General features: G+C 61.3%; 13 protein-coding genes and 1 tRNA gene. 3 read left to right on the top strand and 11 right to left on the bottom strand.

What is annotated here, in order from left to right:
* Window positions 1-55 precede the first annotated feature (55 nt).
* The 5 genes from proB to I2H81_RS08775 all read right to left on the bottom strand — a co-directional run bounded on the left by proB (window position 56) and on the right by I2H81_RS08775 (window position 4534).
* A complete protein-coding gene (gene proB, locus I2H81_RS08795) occupies window positions 56-1183 on the bottom strand; it encodes a glutamate 5-kinase (protein WP_195645293.1) in 1128 nt (375 codons plus the stop codon).
* A 79-nt stretch (window positions 1184-1262) separates the two neighbouring features.
* A complete protein-coding gene (locus I2H81_RS08790; RefSeq protein ID WP_195645292.1) occupies window positions 1263-2768 on the bottom strand; it encodes a nicotinate phosphoribosyltransferase in 1506 nt (501 codons plus the stop codon).
* An 84-nt stretch (window positions 2769-2852) separates the two neighbouring features.
* Window positions 2853-3311: a hypothetical protein gene (locus I2H81_RS08785; RefSeq protein WP_195645291.1), complete on the bottom strand. Its 459-nt coding sequence runs from the start codon at window positions 3309-3311 to the stop codon at window positions 2853-2855.
* A 64-nt stretch (window positions 3312-3375) separates the two neighbouring features.
* Window positions 3376-3448 (bottom strand) — tRNA-Ala (locus tag I2H81_RS08780).
* Between the two features lie 147 nt (window positions 3449-3595).
* Window positions 3596-4534: a radical SAM protein gene (locus I2H81_RS08775; RefSeq protein ID WP_006235472.1), complete on the bottom strand. Its 939-nt coding sequence runs from the start codon at window positions 4532-4534 to the stop codon at window positions 3596-3598.
* Window positions 4535-5057: 523 nt separating this feature from the next.
* On the opposite strand from I2H81_RS08775, the gene I2H81_RS08770 reads away from it, so the two are divergent.
* Entirely contained in the window at window positions 5058-6257 is a 1200-nt protein-coding gene (locus I2H81_RS08770) for an MraY family glycosyltransferase (RefSeq protein WP_055310678.1), read from the top strand.
* 170 nt (window positions 6258-6427) lie between these two features.
* Window positions 6428-7477: a tryptophan--tRNA ligase gene (gene trpS / locus I2H81_RS08765; RefSeq protein WP_117716819.1), complete on the top strand. Its 1050-nt coding sequence runs from the start codon at window positions 6428-6430 to the stop codon at window positions 7475-7477.
* Window positions 7478-7870: 393 nt separating this feature from the next.
* Here the strand turns inward: trpS and I2H81_RS08760 are convergent, their stop codons facing one another.
* The 6 genes from I2H81_RS08760 to I2H81_RS08735 all read right to left on the bottom strand — a co-directional run bounded on the left by I2H81_RS08760 (window position 7871) and on the right by I2H81_RS08735 (window position 14331).
* Window positions 7871-8191 carry an MGMT family protein gene (locus I2H81_RS08760; RefSeq protein WP_040359378.1) on the bottom strand — a complete coding sequence of 107 codons (321 nt, stop codon included), beginning with the start codon at window positions 8189-8191 and terminating at the stop codon, window positions 7871-7873.
* A 79-nt stretch (window positions 8192-8270) separates the two neighbouring features.
* The gene (locus tag I2H81_RS08755) at window positions 8271-9125 is read right to left on the bottom strand and encodes a DegV family protein (RefSeq protein WP_195645290.1); all 855 of its coding nucleotides are present in this window, start codon (window positions 9123-9125) and stop codon (window positions 8271-8273) included.
* Window positions 9126-9243: 118 nt separating this feature from the next.
* The gene (locus I2H81_RS08750; protein WP_022093866.1) at window positions 9244-9693 is read right to left on the bottom strand and encodes a MarR family winged helix-turn-helix transcriptional regulator; all 450 of its coding nucleotides are present in this window, start codon (window positions 9691-9693) and stop codon (window positions 9244-9246) included.
* Window positions 9694-9863: 170 nt separating this feature from the next.
* Window positions 9864-10583: a B3/B4 domain-containing protein gene (locus I2H81_RS08745; protein WP_138374922.1), complete on the bottom strand. Its 720-nt coding sequence runs from the start codon at window positions 10581-10583 to the stop codon at window positions 9864-9866.
* Window positions 10584-10810: 227 nt separating this feature from the next.
* Window positions 10811-12481: a phosphoenolpyruvate carboxykinase (ATP) gene (pckA, locus tag I2H81_RS08740; protein ID WP_195645289.1), complete on the bottom strand. Its 1671-nt coding sequence runs from the start codon at window positions 12479-12481 to the stop codon at window positions 10811-10813.
* 278 nt (window positions 12482-12759) lie between these two features.
* Window positions 12760-14331, bottom strand: coding sequence for an L-lactate permease (locus I2H81_RS08735; RefSeq protein ID WP_195645288.1), 1572 nt, complete (start codon window positions 14329-14331; stop codon window positions 12760-12762).
* A 180-nt stretch (window positions 14332-14511) separates the two neighbouring features.
* Here I2H81_RS08735 and I2H81_RS08730 point away from each other — a divergent pair, with 180 nt between their 5' ends.
* On the top strand, window positions 14512-16086 hold the full coding sequence (locus I2H81_RS08730; protein ID WP_229108147.1) for a lipopolysaccharide biosynthesis protein: 1575 nt from the start codon (window positions 14512-14514) through the stop codon (window positions 16084-16086).
* The last annotated feature ends 296 nt before the right edge of the window (window positions 16087-16382 follow it).

Here is a 16382-nt window from a genome sequence, read left to right as displayed (position 1 = left end):
GCCGGAAAAGGAGAGGCAACACTGCTGGCAAAACGAGCCGCAGCGCTGCCTCTCTTTATGCGAACACTATCAAGTTGTCCCTATGGATCGCGGGCTTTTCGGTCAGGTCTGCCAGCAGGCGGTTGCCGGCAATCTGGTCCTGACGGCGTCCGGCTGCAAGCTCCAGCACGTCCGAATCGGCCTCGGCGATACCGCGGGCGACGACCATGCCGCTCGGGTCGCACACGTCGAGCACATCGCCCTCGGCAAACGCGCCATTGACCTCGCGAATACCCACCGCGAGCAGCGACGAGCCTCGGCTGACCAGCGCCTTCGCAGCACCGTCATCAACCGTCACCGACCCATGTGCCTTGTCGCCCAGCGCGATCCACAGCTTGCGGGGCGCGATGTCCAGACGCTCCGCCGGCTGATCGAACAGCGTGCCCACGCTCTCGCCGCGGGCGAGGCGCACGAGCGCATCGGGCTCCTCGCCCGAGCAAATCACGCTCTGAATGCCCGCGGTCATGAGGATGCGACTCGCGCGGATCTTGGTAATCATGCCGCCCGTGCCCACCGATGTGGAAGAATCGCCCGCCGAGGCAATAATCTTGGCATCGATCTTATGCACGACAGGAACAAACTCGGCCGTGGGGTCCTCATGCGGATTGGCAGTATAGAGACCATCGATGTCCGAGAGCGTCACGCACAGATCGGCAGATACCAGGCAGCTCACGAGCGCCGCCAGTGTGTCGTTGTCGCCAAACTTGATCTCGTCGACGGTAACGGTGTCGTTCTCGTTGACGACCGGCACCACGCCCAGCTCCACCAGACGCAGCAGGGCGTCGCGCGCGTGCAGGTAGGACGTGCGACGCGCCGTGTCGTGACGCGTGAGCAGCACGAGCGAGGTGAGCAGGTCGCGCGCATGGAACTCCTCGTCGTAGGCCGACGAGATGATGCACTGACCAGCCGAGGCGCAGGCCTGCAGGCTCGGAAGGTCGCCGACCGGCTTGCGGTCGAAGCCCAACACGGGATAGCCACAGGCAATAGCGCCCGAGCTCACCACGACCAGACGCCAGCCGAGCTTGCGCAGCGCTGCGGCTTGATCGGCAAGTCCGCCGATAAAGGCGCGGTTGACCTTGCCATCGGCGCCCACCACCGTGGACGAACCGATCTTTACCACCATCGTTTTATAAGAAGTCGTCATACGTCAAACCAATCAACTGTTCAGCGAACGGCCGAGCTGGCGGCCAAGGGAGCGTGACTCGCCCCTACCGCCCAAGGAATCATTTTGCCCAGGGGAAAGCCGAGGCCGCGGCCATATTCTTGCGCACGAGCTCGTCGCGCACCTGGGCCAGGCCCTGTTCCATACCCACCACGTAGGTCTGCGGATACAGGAAGCGCTTGAAAGCCGCATCCAGATGATTGAGCGCCCAAACACAGCGCTCGCGCGCGTCCTGGATGCTCTCACGCGGAGCCACCGCACTGCCGTCGCGCACGATCGGCACCAACAGCTCACGATACTCAAGTTCGGACACGTCGGTCACCAGGGCGGCATCATTCACGGCCACGAGGGTATTGCCGCGCGCGGCGCCCTCCCCCGCCAGATGGTCCTCGTCGTAGATCATGTCGCAGACCGGGCCGCCAAAGCCGTCGTAATAACGGCGCACGCGCTGTACGCCCGGGATCGTGCGCTTATAGGGCTGTTCGGAGAGCTTGACCACCGGCGTCCACGGGTCGGCCTCGCTCGCACGGCGGGCGGAAAGCTTGTACACGCCGCCCAGCGCCGGCTGGTCGTAGCAGGTCGCGAGCTTGGTACCCACGCCAAAGCTATCGATGGGCGCGCCCTGGTCGAGCAGCGACTGAATCGTGTACTCGTCCAGGTCGTTGGACACCGAGATACCCACATAGGGCAGGCCCTCGGCATCAAAACGGCCGCGAACATACTTGGAGAGCTTGGCAAGGTCGCCGGAGTCGATGCGAATAGCCGACAGGCGCTCGCCCACCGCCTCCATCTCCTTGGCAACCGTAATGGCATGCTCGCAGCCCTCGCGCACGTCATAGGTGTCGATGAGCAGCGTGCAGTTCTTGGGGCTCGACTTGGCAAAGGCGCGGAAGGCCTCGAGCTCGGAATCGAAGCTCATCACCCAGCTGTGCGCATGCGTGCCAAAGACGGGAATACCGTAGCGGCGGCCGGCGAGCACATTGGACGTAGAGGAGCAGCCGGCAACGTAGCTCGCGCGCGCAACAGCTAGGCCGCCATCGGGGCCCTGGGCACGGCGCAGGCCAAACTCCGCCACGGGGCGACCGTCAGCGGCGAGCACCACGCGCGCCGTCTTGGTGGCGACAAGCGTCTGGAACCCGACGATGTTGAGCAGCGCCGTCTCGAGCAGCTGGCACTCCAGCGCGGGGCCGGTGACGCGCACCATGGGCTCGCGCGGAAAGACGAGCTCGCCCTCGGGCACGGCGTCGATGTTTACATGCGCACGAAAATCGCGCAGATAGTCGAGGAATGCGGACTTAAACATCGCGCCGCCGGCCGGGGCCTCAAGCGATGCGAGGTAGTCGATATCCTCGGGCGTAAAGCGCAGGTTCTCGACCAGCTCGGGCAGCTCGGCGGTGCCGCACATGACGGCATAGGCGCTGCCAAAGGGATGGTCGCGGTAAAACGCGGTAAAACAACCCTGCTCATTGGCCTTGCCGCTCTCCCACAGGCCCTGGGCCATAGTGAGCTCGTACAGATCGGTGAGCATTGCAATGTCGGTGGGATGCGAGATGTCGGTCAAAGCCATGGGGCGACCTTTCGGATGTGTGGTACAGAATTTGAGGGTTAGACGAGAGCAGAGGATGCGGACATAACGCCCGATGCAAATAGGTTAGAGCAGGCCCATGCTGGTCAGGATCGTGTAGCCCATAAAGATGACAAACGCAATGAGGGCAAGGACAATGATGATTTTTTGAGCCGGCGCCATGCCAGGGATCTCGTTCTCGCCCGTAGGTTCCTTGGAGGTAACCATGCGCTGGGCAAAGGTCATCTCGTCACGGCTCGGCTTGGGCTCGACGGACTTGGGACGAGCGGCCTTTTTAGGCTGAGGTTTGGGCGCGGCAGGTGCAGGCTTCGCAGCAGCGGGCTTGGGTGCGGGCGCGGGCTTGCGCTCGGATGCGGCGTTCGAGGCGACCTCCTCGGCCTTCGCACGCTCGGCGCGCAGGGCAGCCAGCTCCTCACGCTCGCGACGGGCCTCTTCCCGAGCCTCGCGGCGGGCCTTCTCAGCGCGGAGCTCTTCCAACTCGGCGCGCTCCTCGTCGGACAATGGTTGGGACTCAAGCTCGGCCATGGTATAGCCCTTTCTTTTAAAAAAAGCCGCCGACACAATGTCAGCGGCTTATCAAATCCAAGGGTGGAGACGAAGGGAGTCGAACCCTCGGCCTCTGCCATGCGACGGCAGCGCTCTCCCAACTGAGCTACGTCCCCAGGACAAGTCGATATTTTACCTACGACTCGCCAACTGTCAACGCCCAATAACCAGTCTTTTTGGGGCGCGGCTATTTTGGCAACTTTTCGAACAGGCAATCCTCTCGATGATTTTTTATCCCCCCAGAAAAATCATCGACGAACGCACTACTTTGCGCTGGTAAGAACACCGGTGGTGTCGAAGGCCGGGGTGAAGCTCTCGTCTACCGCGCCGCCCTCTTGCCAGAACATCGTCGTAAAACCCAGGTCGTCGGCATGGTCGAGCACCTGCTCGTACTCCTCACGCGTCACGGCGCGTGCCAGGTCGCCGCCCTGCTCGCGCATGAGCGCATTGGGCGTGTACTGGTTCATAACCGAGATCGGCACGTCGCCCACCGTCTGCCACACCAGGTCCAGCACGCGACACGAATCGTCTGCATGCCCCGGAAGCACCAGGTGACGCACGATCATGCCACGCTTCATAAGCCCGTCCTCGTCCACCAACTCTCCCCCGCGGCGCTCGATCTCGCGCGCCATCTGGGCCAGACCCGACACGGCCACACGCGGGTAATCCTTTATATGGGAGAGCGACTGCGCAAGCCCGGCATCGGCATATTTAAAGTCGGTGAGCCACACATCGACCAGGTCGCCCAGCGCCGCCACGGCACTCGCGCGCTCGTAACCACTCGTGTTGTAGACGATTGGGATAACCAGTCCGCGCGCCCGCGCCGCGGCAATCGCGGCAGGCAACAGGTGCGCATAGTGCGTCGCCGTCACCAAATTGATGTTGTTGGCACCCTGGTCCTGCAGTTCCAGCATAATCTCGACCAGGCGCTCAGGCGAAATCTCAAGGCCAAAATTGCCGGTCGAGATCTCGTGGTTCTGGCAGTAGATACATTTGAGCGAGCAGCCGCTAAAGAAGATCGTGCCCGAACCGGCCTCGCCCGAGATAGGCGGCTCCTCCCACATATGAAGCGCGGCGCGGGCCACCTTGAGCGTGTCGTTAGCACCGCAGACGCCGTGCGCGCCCTCATCGCGCGCCGCACCGCAACGGCGCGGACACAAATGGCAGGCGGGCGAAAAAAGTTCGGTCAACGACGTCGGCATAAAACCATGCTCCAAAACAACGATTCAGCAGCTCAAACGTAAAGGGATCAACCCCACAGACGGCTCGAGCCCAAGGCGCCGTAATCGTCCGACACGATTTTTGTAATGTCAAGACTGGAATCGATAAAGTGCCGCTTTATGATGTAGGTATTCCGCCCCCCGCGGAGCAACTGGGTGAACCGTCGCGTTTATTTAGGGAGCCCACACAGTCGTACCTAGTACAGGTATCCTTCGTTGTTAAGGACGCTGGAACAGTCGATGAGGGCACCCACCTGTTTTAGGTGGGTTCATTTTCGTAACGTGGGGGGTGGTTTTCTTTTGCCGAAAATCACCATACAGTCCATATGGATCCCCGCCGGCATCCCGACAAGCCATCGACAACATCCCAATATCTGGTAAGCGCGTGATTATCGCTGCGTGCAATTACATGCACCCCCCTCGGTCGAGTATCATGGGACAGCTATGCCATTTCCGCGTAGCAACCTTTGACCTTTTCCTTCGACGCTTGGCGGTTTTTAGATTCATGGCTTCATCCCCGAGCTACATACCGTACCTATGCGTGGCAGCGGCGGCTTTTATCACGACCTTCCTCGCGGTGCCCCTGGTCAAGCGCTTGGCAATTAAGCTCGATGCCGTCGACTATCCTTCTAAGCGCCGCATCAACACCAAGCCCATCCCGCGTTTGGGCGGAACGGCGGTGTTTTTGGGCCTGGTCGTTGCCTGCATTGTGCAAATCCTAGGCACCTGGTACCTAGGCTGGCCACCCGTCCTGGTGCCGCACCCGCGCCTTCACATTAGCTATCCCATGCTGGCGCTCTCCTTTACCGTCATCTTTGCGACCGGCGCTATCGACGACGTCTTCCAGCTCACGCCCAAGCAAAAGCTGGCCGGACAGGTCCTCGCCGCGCTTATCGCCTGCATGGGCGGCCTAAAAATCGGCGTCATCGTCAACCCGTTTGCTCCCGGCGAGATCATGCTCGGATGGCTCGCCTACCCCATCACCGTAATCTATCTGGTGGCATTCACCAACATCATTAACCTCATCGACGGCCTCGACGGCTTGGCCACGGGCATCTGCGGCATCGCGTCGTTCACCATGTTTTCGATGGCCGTTCTCTCGGGCCGCATCGACGCCGCCGCGCTCTCCATTGCGCTCTTTGGCGCCTGTCTGGCCTTTTTGCGCTACAACTTCAACCCCGCAAGCATCTTCTTGGGCGACTCGGGGTCGCTGCTTCTGGGCTTTGCGCTAGGCTCCATCTCGCTGCTCAACGTGAGCCGCACCGCCGCACTCACCTCGCTTATCATCCCGCTCATCGTTGCCGGCGTGCCCATCATCGACACGTTTAGCGCCATTGTGCGCCGCAAGCGCGCCCACATTAGCATCGGGCAGGCCGACAAGGGCCACATCCACCACCGCCTGATCCAAGAAGGCTACAACCAAAAACAGGCCGTGCTGCTCATCTATGCCTGGTGCATCATGCTTTCGGCCGGCGCCGCCGCGATTAACCAGGTCGAGGTGCCCATGCGTGTGCTCATCTTTACCGTGCTCGCCATTGGCTCGGCCGCCTTCGCCAAGCACCTGCACCTGTTTGAACCCGTGCTGCGCCACCATTACAACAAGCGCACGCACGAGGACGAGCTGGTCACCCCCGACGACCCCGCTTTTAAGCAGGAGGAGCAGGCAGCCGAGGAGCGCAAAGAAGAGCGCCACCACAAGCTCTAGGGCAAGCTGCCGAGGATGTGCCAAGGCACCGTTAGCCAAGCGCGGCCGCGCCGCACCCATCGCACATGCCGCACCACGCGCGTCCCTCTCCCGCCCCTCGCCTACTTACGCACCACCCCTCCAATAAACGCGTTATCATCTTGACCCATGAACATACGTTAGGAGCAATCATGCCAAACGAGAACAGCTACGAAGTCGCGCTGCAAAAGAGCAACGCCATTCGCGAGGGCCTGACCAAGACGCCCGAGAAGTTCACCATGCTCACCGGCGACCGCCCCACCGGCCGTCTGCACCTGGGCCACTACTTCGGCACCCTCAAGGGCCGTGTTGAGCTGCAGAACATGGGCGCCAAGACCAACGTGCTCATCGCCGACTACCAGGTCATCACTGACCGCGACACGACCGAGCACATCCAGGACAACGTGTACAACATGGTCATGGACTACCTTGCCTGCGGTATCGATCCCGACAAGACCATGATCTACGCGCACTCCGCCGTGCCCGCCGCCAACCAGCTCATGCTGCCGTTCCTGTCGCTGGTGTCCGAGGCCGAGCTGGCGCGCAACCCCACGGTAAAGGCCGAGATGGAGGCCTCGGGCCACGAGCTCACTGGTCTTCTGCTCACCTACCCGGTACATCAGGCCTGCGACATCCTGTTCTGCAAGGGCAACGTGGTGCCCGTCGGTCGCGACCAGCTGCCGCACATCGAGCTTACCCGCACCATCGCTCGCCGCTTTAACAACCGCTACGGCAAGGTGTTCCCCGAGGTCGACGCGCTGCTGTCCGAGACCCCGCTGCTGCCGGGCCTGGACGGTCGCAAGATGAGCAAGAGCTACGGCAACGCCATCAATATTTCGATGACCGCCGAGGAGACGGCCAAGCGCATCAAGAAGAGCCAGACCGACTCCGAGCGCATGATCACGTTCGACCCCGAGAACCGCCCCGGCGTGTCTGGCCTGCTTTCGACGGCCGCCATCTGCACCGGCCGTTCCGAGGTCGAAATTGCCGAGGAGATTGGCATGGGAGGCTCCGGCCAGCTCAAGAAGTACGTGACCGAGGCCGTCAACGAGTACTTCGCACCGATCCGCGAGCGTCGCCAGCGCTACGAGAACGATCTGGACTATGTGAAGGACGTCCTGCATGAGGGCAACCGTCGCGCCAACGAGATCGCCGAGCAGACCCTGGCCGAGGTTCAGGACGCCATGGGCATGGTGTACTAGACCGATCTGCTGGCTTGAGCTTTCGATTGCTATAGGGCGGGCGCTACGGCGTCCGCCTTTTTTGGAGCCGGACCGCTTCGGCTCCGTCCATCGCACCCCCTCGACAAACAGGAACAGGCCCGCCGGCAGCTAGTTGCCAGCAGGCCTGTTCCCGAAGTACACCGTTGAATCGCACAGAGGGGAGGAATGCGAATCAAACTCAACAGGGCAGGCTTTTTCATCGCCTATTGCCTGCTCCGTTGCTGAAACCAATATAGTTCACCGTGGTTTACTTTCTGACGGCAAAGTACGCCACCACACCTTCTCCATAAGTTAGCTCTGGTAAACCTACAGCGTAAAACCACCACAAAGGGGACAGGCGCCTTTGTGGTGGTTTTCGCCACGGCAGAACCGCTAGAGCCCGGCAGGCCAGCGACAGGCGGCCAAGTCGACGTGCATGTCGTCCTTAAACGCCACACCTTCCCCTAGCAAAAGCTCACGTTGAGCATCGGGACCGCCAAAAGCGAAGCCCTCGCATATGTGCCCGTCGGCAAACACCACACGATGGCAGGGAATCTGGCCGGGGCGCGGATTACTATGCAGGGCATACCCCACGTACCGCGCACTTCGTGGACGACCGGCAAGCAGCGCCACCTGACCATACGTGGCGACCATCCCCTCGGGGATCTGCTCGACCACCTCGTACACCCGTTCAAAAAAGCCCTCAGACGCCATTGCTCGCTCCCTTCCACCCGGAAAAGCATAAACCACCACAAAGGGCCTGTCCCCTTTGTGGTGGTTTATGGCAGGTCGGTTAGTTAGCGGGCTGGAAGAAGGCTACGGCTACGGCGCCGGGGCCTACGTGGGTGCCGATGGTGGCGCCGATGGTGTGAACGGGCAGTTCGCCCTCGGTGTGGCCAGCCCACAGTGCCGCGCTGTCCTCGACATACTTCTTGAGCACCGCATCCGAAAGACCCGTATAGCCGAGCGCCAGCGGCATGGAAAAGTCGATGCCGCCTGCCTTTTCGACCTTCTGGTTGAGCAGGTTCCGGCCGTTCTTGGAGCCACGAGCCTTGCCCAGCTGCACGATCAGACCGTCCTCCGCTGCCACAACGGGCTTCACATTGAGCAACGTGCCCACAGCACCAGCCGCAGCAGACAGGCGACCGCCGCGAACGAGGTACTCAAGCGTCTCGAGCAGGCCGATGACGACTACACGGTCGCGCACGGCCTCGACAGCCGCCGCGATCTGAGCCGCGCCCTGGCCCTCGTCCACCAAACGCAGCGCGTACTCAACCAGCACGCGCTCGCCCAGGGTAACGTTATTGCTATCCACCACATACACATCGCCGCCCGGCGCCTCGGCAAGTGCGGTGCGGGCACTTTGGTTGGTGCCCGAAAGCTTAGCGCCCACGGTAATAATCACTGCCTCATCGCCGGCCTCACGCGCCTCGGCAATAGCCTGCGAAAACGCGTACGGGTTGACCTGGCCGGTCTTAGGCAGCTCATCGCGCTCCACGAGCATCTCGTAAAAGCGCTGGTGATCGATGTCGACGCCATCCATGTACACATCGGTGCCAAAGGTGACGGACAGCGGCAGAACACGCAGAGCGGGGTGCTCAGCCGGCGACATATCGCTCGCGGAATCGGTAATAATACGAATGGACATAGCGAATCCTTTCTTGCGCGGACCTCTCGCAGGGAATTTTGACAGCAAGCCCCGGCACGGCATACGCGCTCAAACGGGACTATGCAGTTGTTAATTGGAAGCAAATGCCTTGGCGGCCTTAGATCTCGCGCAGGGTGTTGAGAATCGTGCGTAGCGACGCATACATCTGCTCGCGCTGCTCCACACCCATAGCCTTACCGGTGGTATCGAGCACCTCGCGAATGATGCGGTCCGCCTCGCTCATACTCTCGCCGCCCAGAGCGGTCAGGCGCACCGGAGCACGATACTTAACGGCGGCATCGCCCGAATCATCGACCTCGACGTAGCCGCCCTCCTCCAGATGCGCGAGCGTGCGCGAGACGGCGGCGCGGGTCACGCCTGCCATGCGAGCGAGGTCGGCGCCAGTCAGGCCGTCCTTGCTGCGCTCAAGATAGTACAGGCACATAACGTCGGAGCCCTTGAGGCCCAGCCTTGCGCCCTCGGATGTCTTAATGCGCTGGATCTCCTTGTAGAGCCCGCTGATCAGTCCGACAAAGTCCTCGAAACGTGTCTCGTCGTTCTGCTGCATGGGAGACGACCGCCTTTCGCTTGCATAATGCTAACGGGTAAACATCTTAACCGTACTTATCGGCCGCCAGCCCTGCGCACCCTATTTGTTAACCCATCAACATAAAAACCACCACAAAGGGGACAGGCACCTTTGTGGTGGTTTGGGGCATCAATAGGTTCTAGGCGCCGCTACAGCTCCACGCAAGGATTGTCGCGGGTCACAAGCGTCTTAATGACAACCGTCGCTCCCAGATAGCGCTCAAGCAGCTCGGCTAAGCGATCGATCGCAGCCTGGCAATCCCCCATCCGCTCGGGCTCCACGCACTCAATCGCCAGGAACGCATCGGCCGAATCATCGGACAGCGCCGTTCGAACGCCGTCGCGCCAGTTCCAGCAGCGGCACACAGCGCCCGCATCGTCGATGTAGGCGAGCTCGCCGGGCAGCGTCGGATCGTCCGCCTCCTCGCCAAGCGGCAAGAACGCATCGCCACCGTCGGTCACCTTCAGGCGAAGGTCCCCCTCGATCGCATGCAGATCCTCGCCTCCCACGGGCAGCGCATAGGTCAGCGACACCGTGTTGTAAATATCCACCGCGGGCGTAATGTGGCCCACCGGCTTGCCTTTGAGCACGCGTTTGAGCAAGTTCTCGATCGAGCAGCGCGCGCCTTTCTTGGTCTTGAACAGACGATAGGCCTCGCGCCATGCCTTGACCGGTGCGTTCTCGCTGATAGTGTCGCTGGTCAGATGACGCTCCGCATCGATATTGGCGCGGTCGAGCAACGCCGCAATCGCATCCACGTCCTCTTGAGGAATCTGAGCCGTGGGCTTCATGCCCTCCACGACCACAACACCGACCGCTGCCTGCGGAAACAGCTCCCAGAATGAATCCTCGGCAATAAAGCTCTTCATACGCTCTCCCTTCATTGTGCGCGCCCGAGTGAGGGCGCCTAAACAAAAAGCGCCCTTACAACGGCCACCTTCAAAGTCCTACGGTGCCGTCACAAGAACGCTTGCGCTGTCCCCATCCGGAGAAGGGGACGATATGTCAGGCGTATTGTAACCCGAGTCATCCACGCGAGCAAAACCACCACAAAGGTGCCTGTCCCCTTTGTGGTGGATATGGACTCACGGCGAAGCTAGTGGCGAAGTCCCAGCAGCCCGCGGCCGCGATGACGGGCGTCGGCGTGTACTTGAACGTGCGGGCCGGCGGCTTTGACGGACTCGGGCAGGTGCGAGTACTTCTTCTCGAAGTTCTCCTCGAACATCACCGCCAGGTTGTGCGCGGCCTCGTCGTAGCGCGCGGTGCTCTGCCAGTACTGGCGCGGCACCAGGATGCCGTCGGGCACACCGTGGCACGTCGTGGGAATGTCGACGTTAAAGATATCGTCGTGCACGAACTCGCTGTCCTCGATGGTGCCGTCGAGGGCGCGCGCGACCAGCGAGCGCGTGTAGGCCAGCTCGATGCGATGACCCACGCCGTAGCCGCCGCCGATCCAGCCGGTGTTGACCAGGTACACACGCGTGCGGCCGTCTGCAATGCGCTCGCCGAGCATCTTGGCGTAAACCATGGGGTCGAGCGGCATAAACGGCTCGCCGAACAGCGAAGAGAACGTGGGCGTGGGCTCGGTGACGCCGACCTCGGTGCCGGGAATCTTAGCCGTAAAGCCCGTCACAAAGTGGTACATGGCGGCATCGGCCGTCAGGCGTGAGATGGGCGGCAGCACGCCAAAAGCGTCGCAAGTCAGGAACAGCACGACACTCGGAGTGGTGCCCATGCCCTTAGTCCACGCGTTAGGAATGTGCTCCACGGGATAGGCCACGCGCGTGTTGTGCGTGATCGAGATGTCGTCGTAGTTGGGCTTGCGGTTCTCGTCGAGCACCACGTTTTCGCAAATGGCGCCAAAACGGACGGCGTTGAAGATCTCGGGCTCGTGGAAGGCGTCCAGACCCTCGCATTTTGCGTAGCAGCCACCCTCGATGTTGAAGATGCCCATGTCGGACCAACCGTGCTCGTCGTCGCCGATCAGCAGGCGCGTGGGATTGGCCGAAAGCGTGGTCTTGCCGGTGCCGGACAGGCCAAAGAACACGGCGGTCTCGTGCGTGACGGGGTCCATGCTGGCCGAGCAGTGCATGGGCAGCACGTCGTCCTCGACGGGCAGTAGGTAGTTCATGACGCTAAAGATCGACTTTTTAATCTCGCCGGAGTAGCCGGTGCCGGCGACCAGAATCACGCGTTCCTGGAAGTTGATGACTACGGCGGCGCTGGAGTTGAGGCCCTTGATGGCGGGGTCGCACTGGTAACCGGGCGCTGCGAGCACGCAGAAGTCGGGTTCGCCGGTGCGCGCGATTTCGCGGGCAAGCGGGCGGGCGAGCATCTGCTTAATAAAGAGTGCCTGGCTGGCACGCTCGCAAGCAACGAGCAGGCGACGCGTGTGGTTGCGGTCGGCGCCCGCCATGCCGCGGGCGACGAACACGTCGCGCTCGTTGAGATAGTCGACGATGCCGGCCTTGATGGCCTCATAGCTCTCGACGGACAGTGGGCGGTTGACCGCACCCCAGGCGATCTTGTCGTGAACATCGGGGGTGTCAACGATAAAACGATCGTTGGGCGAACGACCAGTGCGCTCCCCCGTCTCGATCACGAGCGCGCCATTAGAAGCCATACGGCCCTCTTTGCGACGAATAGCGTGCTCGACAAGCTCCGCGGCGGGTAGATCGACCAGCAGACGGGGTTGATTCTCGGCGGGATCTTCAACGAGCGTAATACCAAAGTTGGACAGAACTTCTGCAGGGGTAACACCAGGCATGGGGCCTCCTTTAAAAACGCGACACGTGGACGCGACGCGCACTTTACTCACGTAAAGCCCGTTGTACCCGATATGCAAAAACGTTTTTGCGGCAAGGGCGGCAAGCCCGCCCAACGGTCAAAAATCGCAGGCAAGCGGCCTAGTCATTGGGGACGTTTTTAAACGCCTAGTCATTGGGAACACTCTTGAACAGGCAACATTCAAGGAGCGCCCCCGGATGCCGGCACTTAGGGACGTTCCCAAAGTGCCGGCACATAAGGAACGTCCCTAAGTGCCGACTACAGCGGCAGGTTTTGGCCGAGCATGGCTATGGCGCTCATCAGGACCAGCATGCCGGCAGCGTAGGGCAGCACCGCGCCCAGGAGTTCGGCATCCTTACCGCGCACGTGCACGGCGGCAAGACCAATGGCGAGGGTCTGCGGCGAGATCATCTTACCAGCGGCGACGCCCAGGGCGTTCAATGCGACCATCCAGTAGTCGCTCACACCCAGCGCAGTGGCGGCCTGGCTCTGAATGGGACCAAACAGCATGCCCGAGGACGTGCCCGAGCCGGTCACGAACGCACCGACTGCGCCGATCCACGGAGCCAGAATCGGGTAGAGACCGCCGGCGACCGCAATGCAAAACGCACTGATCGACGAAATCATGCCGGCATAGCCCATCACCTTGGCGCAGCCCAGTACCGAAAGCATCGTGATCACCGTCGGCGTCATCTGCTTCACAGTCGCGGCCAGCACCTCGCCCATCATGCGTGGCGAAGCACCCTGAATGGCACCGCCGACAAACGCCGCCAGGAAAATCCAGACGCCTGGCGTGTTGATCCACGAAAACGTAAGCATACCGGGATTCTCACCGCAATACACCTGCACATGGCTCGCAAACGGCGCGAGCGCAGCATGTACAGCGGGCACCAGATTAGACGTGCCCAGCAGCAACACAAAGATCAGGATGAAGCACGACCAGGCCGAAAGCGCCGACTTAACGGTGAGCTTCTCCCCCGCCTCGATATTCATGTGAAAGCGTGCGTCCAGATGCCCCGACTTCTCGGCACGCATGGCAAGCGCAGCTGTCAGCGCGAGCGAAACGATGGATCCTACGACCACGGCCAGCTCGGGGCCCACAAACATGGCAACGACCAGAGCCGCGCCGACAAACGACACGCCGGAGAGCAACGCCACGCCGGCAACACCGTGCAGACGCTCGCCCACACTCGCGGCATTGCCCTGGTCATCGGCAACACGGCCCGCAACCAGCACAATAAATAGCGGCATCACCACAAAGAACGGTGCGAGCTGCACCAGCTGAACGGTCGCTAGGTGAAGGGAATCCAAACCCACCAGGTCGGCAACGGACACCGTGGGGATGCCGATGGAGCCGTAGGGCGTGGGCACGCCGTTGGCCAGCAGGCAGATGAGCACGGCAGGCACGGCCTCAAAGCCCAGGCCCGCGAGCATGCCGGCGGGAATGGCGACAGCGGTACCGAAGCCGGCCATGCCCTCCATAAAGCCACCGAAGCACCAAGCCACGAGCAGCGCCAGCAGACGGCGGTCGCTGCTGATGGAGGTGATCATGCTGCCGATCACGTCCATGGCGCCCGTACGAACGCACAGGTTATACGTGAACACCGCGGCGATGATCACCAGGACGATGGGCCACAGAGCCATCAAAAAACCTTCGAGCGAGGCGGTCGCGATCTGCGCTGCCGGCAGGTGCCACCATGCGAAGGCAAGCAAGCACGAAAGGACAAACGATCCGATAGCGGCCTTCCAAGCTGGCCATTTAAAGCACAGCAGCATCACGACCAGCCAAATAATCGGCACAAGAGCCAGTAAGAATGCGGCGACGTCCATAGGTAGAAGCTCCTTGGTACCGCGTGGGCGGCATCGGGGGTGTCACAAAACTTCAACAGGATACCGCACGTTTACCGACAAATTACAGCCGCCCGCCGAAATTATTGAACAATCCGTTCAAAAACACGAGCGAACACCGTCGCGTCTATACTAAAGCGCAGCAATAGAAAGGACTCCGCTTTGAGCATCACGCCCCTCGATAGCATTCGCCGCGCCATCGCCCGCCGCAACGGCGTCGCCGACCCCACCGTATCGGGCGGGGCACCCAGCCAGGGCGGTCGCATCGAGAACGGCCTGTTCCCGGCCTCGCACACCGCCGAGGAGCTCGCTCGCATCCAGGAGCTGAGCCAGCGCAACGCCGGCGGGCCCGATAGCAGCCAAGCCACACGTCGTCGGCGCGAACGCGATCGGGAGCCCGGCCCCGTTCGCCGCATGGTCAACGCTTGGTGGAACCGTCTGCTCGGCGCCGTCTACGGCGGCGGCTTCTCCATGCAGGAAGCGGAATACGAGGAGCACGCCACCAGTCGCGACTATCTTTGGAACACCCTCGGCACCGCCGTGTGGGGCTTGGCGTTTCCGCTGCTCACCATCGTGTCTACGCAGCTCGTGGGAGCAGAAGAAGCAGGCAAATTCTCCATCGCCTTTGTCACCGGCACGCTCATCATGATCGCGTGCAACTATGGCGTGCGCAATTTTCAGGTCTCGGACATCGACGAAACGACGTCCTTTGCCTCCTACCAGCTCAACCGCTGGCTTTGCGGAGCGCTCGCCCTAGGCTGCGGCCTCATGTACAGCAGCGCCCGCGGCTATGACGCGCAGATGGCGACGATCGGCCTGGGCGTCTACCTGTATAAGGTGATAGACGGCGTCGCCGACGTGTACGAAGGCCGCCTGCAGCAGGCCGACAAGCTCTACTTGGCTGGCATGAGCCAAACGCTACGCTCCGTCGGCGTCATCGCGGTCTTCAGCGTGGCGCTGCTCCTCACGCGCAGCATGCCCATCGCGGCCATGGCCATGGGCGTCACCGCGATCGCCTCGCTCGTGCTGGTCACCGCGCCGCTTGCCCTGCTCGAGACCGAAAAATCGCGCCGCGTGAGCCTGCGCGAGGTCGGCCACCTGTTTGTCCAGTGCGCCCCACTCTTTGGCGCGCTATTCCTGTTCAATCTTATCGAGAGCATGCCCAAGTTTGTGATGGAAGGAACACTGGCCTACAAATACCAGTTGTACTTTAATGCCCTGTTTTTTCCAGCTCAGGCTATTCTGTTGAGCATTGGATTTGTCTATAAACCGCAGCTCCTGCGCTTGTCGAGCATTTGGGCTAATCCTCGCAAGCGTCGTCGCTTTGACCTGATTATTGTTGCCGTTATGGCGCTGATCGTGGTCATCACCGGCGTGTGCGCCGCATTTATGGCAGGTCCCGGTATTCCCCTCATGAGCTTTATGTACGGTCTCAGCTTTGAACGCTACCGTACGCTGGCGCTGCTGATGGTCGTCGCCGGCGGCGTCACCGCGGCCATCGACTTTATCTACGCCATCATCACGGTGCTGCGCCACGCTGGAGACGTCACCAAGATCTACCTGATCTGCTTTGCCATGAGCGTGGTGCTCCCGGTGATTCTGATCAATCTGCTCGGCCTGATGGGCGCCATCGTGAGCTACCTAGCCATCATGGCCCTACTGCTGGTACTGTTGATTATCGAGTACGCCCGCATCCGCCAACGCATAGAGAGGGACCGGAATCCGTACGGCGCCTAATTGCGGCGATGGGAGAAGCTAATTTGCGGTGGAATCACCCCGGCTGGAGTCTCGTTGCGGACACGCAAAACTAAGTGAGTAGACTTTTACCGAATCCCGGACCACACCGACAAAGCACAAGTCCGTGACCAGCGGTTTTATTGAGGCAAATATGTTGGGTGCTCGGCATTTCCAAAAAAGTCTACTCACTTAGCCGGCGGGCAGCCAAATGATTATTTAAGGCTCTGTTAGACCAGGATTGACATTCCGCCCCGTCATCTTCTTGCGATTGCACAATGGTCGCCCCTTGTCGAATC

This window comes from Collinsella aerofaciens, from assembly GCF_015561195.1.
Taxonomy (GTDB): Bacteria; Actinomycetota; Coriobacteriia; order Coriobacteriales; family Coriobacteriaceae; genus Collinsella; species Collinsella aerofaciens_AC.
This window is presented reverse-complemented; position numbering and strand designations above follow the sequence as displayed.